At 59.9% G+C, this 4191-nt stretch carries 3 protein-coding genes; 2 read left to right on the top strand and 1 reads right to left on the bottom strand.

Features of this window, described 5'->3' with window-relative positions; all coding sequences use genetic code 11:
* Nucleotides 1-1586: thiamine pyrophosphate-requiring protein (locus VGL70_02745; protein HEY3302435.1), on the bottom strand; the 1586-nt coding region annotated here is incomplete at its 3' end.
* Between the two features lie 538 nt (nucleotides 1587-2124).
* On the opposite strand from VGL70_02745, the gene msrB reads away from it, so the two are divergent.
* Nucleotides 2125-2574 (top strand): peptide-methionine (R)-S-oxide reductase MsrB, encoded by a 450-nt coding sequence (gene msrB, locus VGL70_02740; GenBank protein ID HEY3302434.1) that lies wholly within the window; start codon nucleotides 2125-2127, stop codon nucleotides 2572-2574.
* 283 nt (nucleotides 2575-2857) lie between these two features.
* Nucleotides 2858-3970, top strand: coding sequence for a DGQHR domain-containing protein (locus VGL70_02735; GenBank protein HEY3302433.1), 1113 nt, complete (start codon nucleotides 2858-2860; stop codon nucleotides 3968-3970).
* Nucleotides 3971-4191 lie beyond the last annotated feature (221 nt).

The raw sequence follows: 4191 nt of genomic DNA, 5'->3' as shown, positions 1-4191 counted from the left end.
GCGGCGCGGCCGTCCTGGGTGGCGCGGCGGGCGCGCTGGAGCGCCGGCGCAACATCCTCAACCCTCTCGATTCTCTCCGCGTATCCTCCCAGCGCCTTCCCCATCTCCGCGTAGTTGCCGCCGAGGTCCCTGGTGCGGTAGCGCTCATGCGAGACGCCCATGTGGCGCGTCTCCGCCGCCATGGTGGAATTTTTTAGCACGATCGTGAGTATCGGTATGCCGCAGCGCACCGCGGTTTCGAAGTCCAGCCCGGTCATCCCAAAGGCGGCGTCGCCCATGAAATTCACGCAGAATTTTTCCGGCGCCGCGAGCTTCGCACCCATGATGAGGCCGAGGCCGGTTCCGAGCGCGTGCGACTTTCCCCACCCGAGATAGCCGCGCGGCGCTGTCGCGCGGTAGAAGGGAACGAGCTGATTGCGCGGGCTCCCGGAGTCGTGCGTCACGATGGCGTCCTTGGCGTTTACGCTATTGATAAATTCCCACATGATACGGTACGGGTTGATGGGCGTTTCCTTCGACGTGAGCTTCGGCATCCATTCCGCCAGCCAGGCGTCGCGCGCCTCTTTGATTTGACCAGCGACGCCGTTCTGCTCCCGCTTCTTTCCGTTCTTGAGCTCTCGCACCGCTTCGATGAATTGCTGCAGTACAAGCTTTGCGTCTCCCACGATCGGATGGTCCGCGCTGTAATGTTTGTTCAAGTCTCTCTCGTCGTTGGTCGCGTGAATGATCGTTTTTCCCGCCGGTATTCCCGCGAAGGCGATGCTGTGGTGGGTGAGGCTGCAGCCGATGGCGAAAACCACGTCGGCTTGCTTCAGGAACTGATGGATGAACATCGGCGCGACGCCCGCGCCGGTGCCGAGCGCAAGCGGGTGGTCTTCCGGAAAAGCGCTCTTTCCTTCGAGCGTCGTCATCACGGGCGCCTCGAGCATCTCGGCCAGCTCTACGAGATCGGCGGAAGCCTCGGCGTAGAGCACTCCCTGGCCGGCGCAGATGAGCGGATTCTTCGCTCCCGCGAGCATCTTGGCCGCTGGCTCTATATCGCGCGGATCGGGCGCGGAGCACGCCGCCTTGACGGGCCGGTACTGAATGTCTGCACGGAACTCCGCCGTCGCGACGTCGGCCGGCAGCTCGATCATGACCGGCCCGCGCCGTCCCATTTTTAGCAGGCTAAAAGCGCGGCGCATCACATCCGGCGTCTGCTCCGGCAGGATCAGCTCCTCGACCCACTTGGTGACGGCGGCGTAGGAGCGAACGGCGCGAAAGGAGGGAGAAGTCTGCGCCACGTTGCGCGGGTTGCCTGCCGGGAGCACGAGGATGGGCACTGAATCCGAAAAGGCGGTCGCGACGCCGGCGAAGGCGTTCTCCGTTCCGGGACCGGCCTGCATGGCGAAAACTCCGATGCGCCTGCCGTTGGCGACGCGCGAAAAGCCGTCGGCGATGCCGACTCCGACGCGCTCCTGACGGCAGACGACCGGCCGTATGCCCGCCGCGGCTGCGGCCTCGATCATCGGCGCGGTCGGAAAACAGCTCAAAAACTCCACTCCCTCACGCTTGAGAATCTCTGCGATGGCGTCAACGACTCTCATCTTGTCCTCCTTGCGCGCGTAGGGAACCTTAACCGAAAGACGCTCCGCTTTCCAGGCCGGTGAAAACGGCCATATACCAAAGCTCCGCCATCGGCGGGCGTTAAGATTATCGCGCTCAACCGCAAACTATTTTAACGCTCGCCAGTGCCGAGCTATGCGACGTACGAGAAGAGTACGCCTGCGCTCGGCGATTTTCGCGCGCCTCGTCTCTGGACCGTTTTGACCGGCCTGAAACAGGTTCCTTCAAGCCTAAGGTCGGCTGATTTCTGGTGTCCCCTTCGGGATTGTTGAAAATTCTGTTTTTCAGGCGAAGTAGATTTCGCGAAGGCTCAGAAGGACCAGCCGATCTCCCTCGCCCACTTGCGGGAGAGGGAAGGGGTGAGGGTCTTCTCGCTTGACCTTCATCACCAATTAAATTAGCTCTATCCCTATGACCCGACGTGAATTATTGAAAATATGGCTGGCAACGGGGATTTGGATTTCGTTCAAAGATTTTGCCTTTGGCGCGCAACCGGTGACCAAGAAAGATATCGAGGAGATGCAGAAGAACTGGAAGGCGCTGTTGGCCGACGGCGCGAAGGTTCCGCTGCCATCGGAGCCGCTGAAGCTTTCGAAGGAGGAATGGCGGAAGCGGCTGGACGCGGCGCAGTTCGACATCCTGCGCGAGGAAGGCACGGAGCGGCCGGGGTCGAGTCCGCTCAACGCCGAGAAGCGGCCCGGCGTATTCGCCTGCCTCGGCTGCAACCTGCCGCTTTTTACCTCGGTGATGAAATACGAGAGCGGCACGGGCTGGCCGAGTTTTTTTACAACGATACCCGGCGTATTCGGCACCACGACGGATTACAAATTGGTCCTGCCCCGAACGGAATATCACTGCATCCGCTGCGGTGGCCACCACGGCCACGTCTTCGACGACGGCCCGCCGCCGACCAATCAACGATGGTGTAATAACGGAGTCGCTTTAAAGTTTATTCCAAAGAAGGCGTGAGGTCCTTCGATGGAATTTATCCTGAGCGGAGTCGAAGGACTCAGGACAGGCTTCCGGCGTAAGGCGGGAGTAAGATCACGATCTCCACAAAAGCCCTCCACATCTAGGCAGGAACTGTTCAAAACGGTTTCTTTCGTGTTTTCGCAATTGCGAAAACACGAGATCAGCAGCCCTGCATCTCTTTTTTCTCCCTTGACCTCCATCCCCAATTAAATTAGGTCTATCATCCAATTAGCAGCGGCCCGCAGGGAGGGCTATAATCTCCAGCAGGGAGGATGGAAGCATGCTGGCAACTAGAATCGCTCAAAAAGAGGGGACTTTCTATTTCGCGGCCGTGAAGGCGGCGGAGCTGCTGGACCGGGTCCGGTTCACGAGCCGCTATTACTTCGAGGGCGAGGAGATCGCGCCGGACGACGCCGGCGACGACGAGGTCGCGCGCTTTATCTCCGGCATCGAAAAAAGCGAGAAGTCGTTCCAGCGCGTCCTCAACCGGCGTAAAATCAAACAGATCGTCAACTTCTACGAGACGGCGGTGAACCAGCCGCTGATCCCTGGCACGATTCTACTGTTCACCGACGAAAACCTCGGTTTTCGCCGGCAAGACGGGTCCGACACCATCGGCTTTTTGAGCGAGCCGAAAGGCAAGTTTCTCGTCATCGACGGCCAGCACCGGCTGGCGGCGCTCTACTTTTTCACCCAGAAGCACCCGGAGACGGCCAAGCAGCTCGACGTCCCGTGCGTGCTCTTCGACGGCAAGAGCGCCGACTTCGCCACCGAGATGTTCGTCATCATCAATTCCACGCACACCCGCATCAACAAGTCGCATCTCGTCGATCTCTACGAGCGGGTCTCGTGGGAGACGCCGGAGAAAAAGCTCGCGGCTAAAGTCGTCAACCTGCTCTACGAGGAAACCGACTCGCCGCTCCGCTACCGCATCAACCGCCTGGGCGGGCGGAGCCGCCAGGAGAAATGGATTCTCCAGTCGGAGCTTTTCAACGAGCTCTACAAAGTCGTGCTCAGAAACCGGAAGTTCTTCGACGAGCATTTTCAGTTCCGCTCCGACTACGTGTACGCGCTGGTCCGGGATTATCTGAAGGCCGTCCGCGACGTGATGCATTCGGTCTGGGGCGACAACGAGAGGTACATGTTCACGCGCGACGTGACCTTGAAGGCGCTGATCCGCGTCTTCGGCGACTTGATCCGCAACCGCAAGCTGTTTCAAGGCTGGGACGAGAAGCGCGACCCGCGCGTGTTCGCGGCCGTCATGCGGCCGTGGCCCGAGCTGGCGCGGGAGTTTCGCGCCGAGGGATTCTACGAGCGCTTTCCCGCCAAGGGGCAGGTCGAGCGCGTCCGGCGCATCCATTTAAAGCTGAGCCAGGCGATCGGATATAAATAGGCGTGAGCCGCTACTCACCACGAAGGTCGTCGAGTAGGGAGGAGGCGCACCACATGAACCCATACAGGAACAGGCGTGTTTCCTCCTCCCTCTCTAAAATTCCGTACGGCGGGTTTTCCCCAGTACGGCTTCAAACTGGAATTCAACCACGACCTTCATCCACAATGTTGAGTTTAAGCGCCAGACCCGCATTCGCTCAGACACCTTGGATTTATACGCGG

The organism is Candidatus Binatia bacterium, from assembly GCA_036504975.1.
Lineage (GTDB): Bacteria > Desulfobacterota > Binatia > UBA9968 > UBA9968 > JAJPJQ01.
The sequence above is the reverse complement of the archived record's forward strand: the minus strand, read 5'-3'. Positions and strand labels throughout refer to the sequence as shown.

Coding starts and splice junctions, on each gene's coding strand:
- msrB (HEY3302434.1), top strand. CDS start 2,125: ATGCAGAAGAACTGGAAGGCGCTGTTGGCCGACGGCGCGAAGGTTCCG.
- VGL70_02735 (HEY3302433.1), top strand. CDS start 2,858: ATGCTGGCAACTAGAATCGCTCAAAAAGAGGGGACTTTCTATTTCGCG.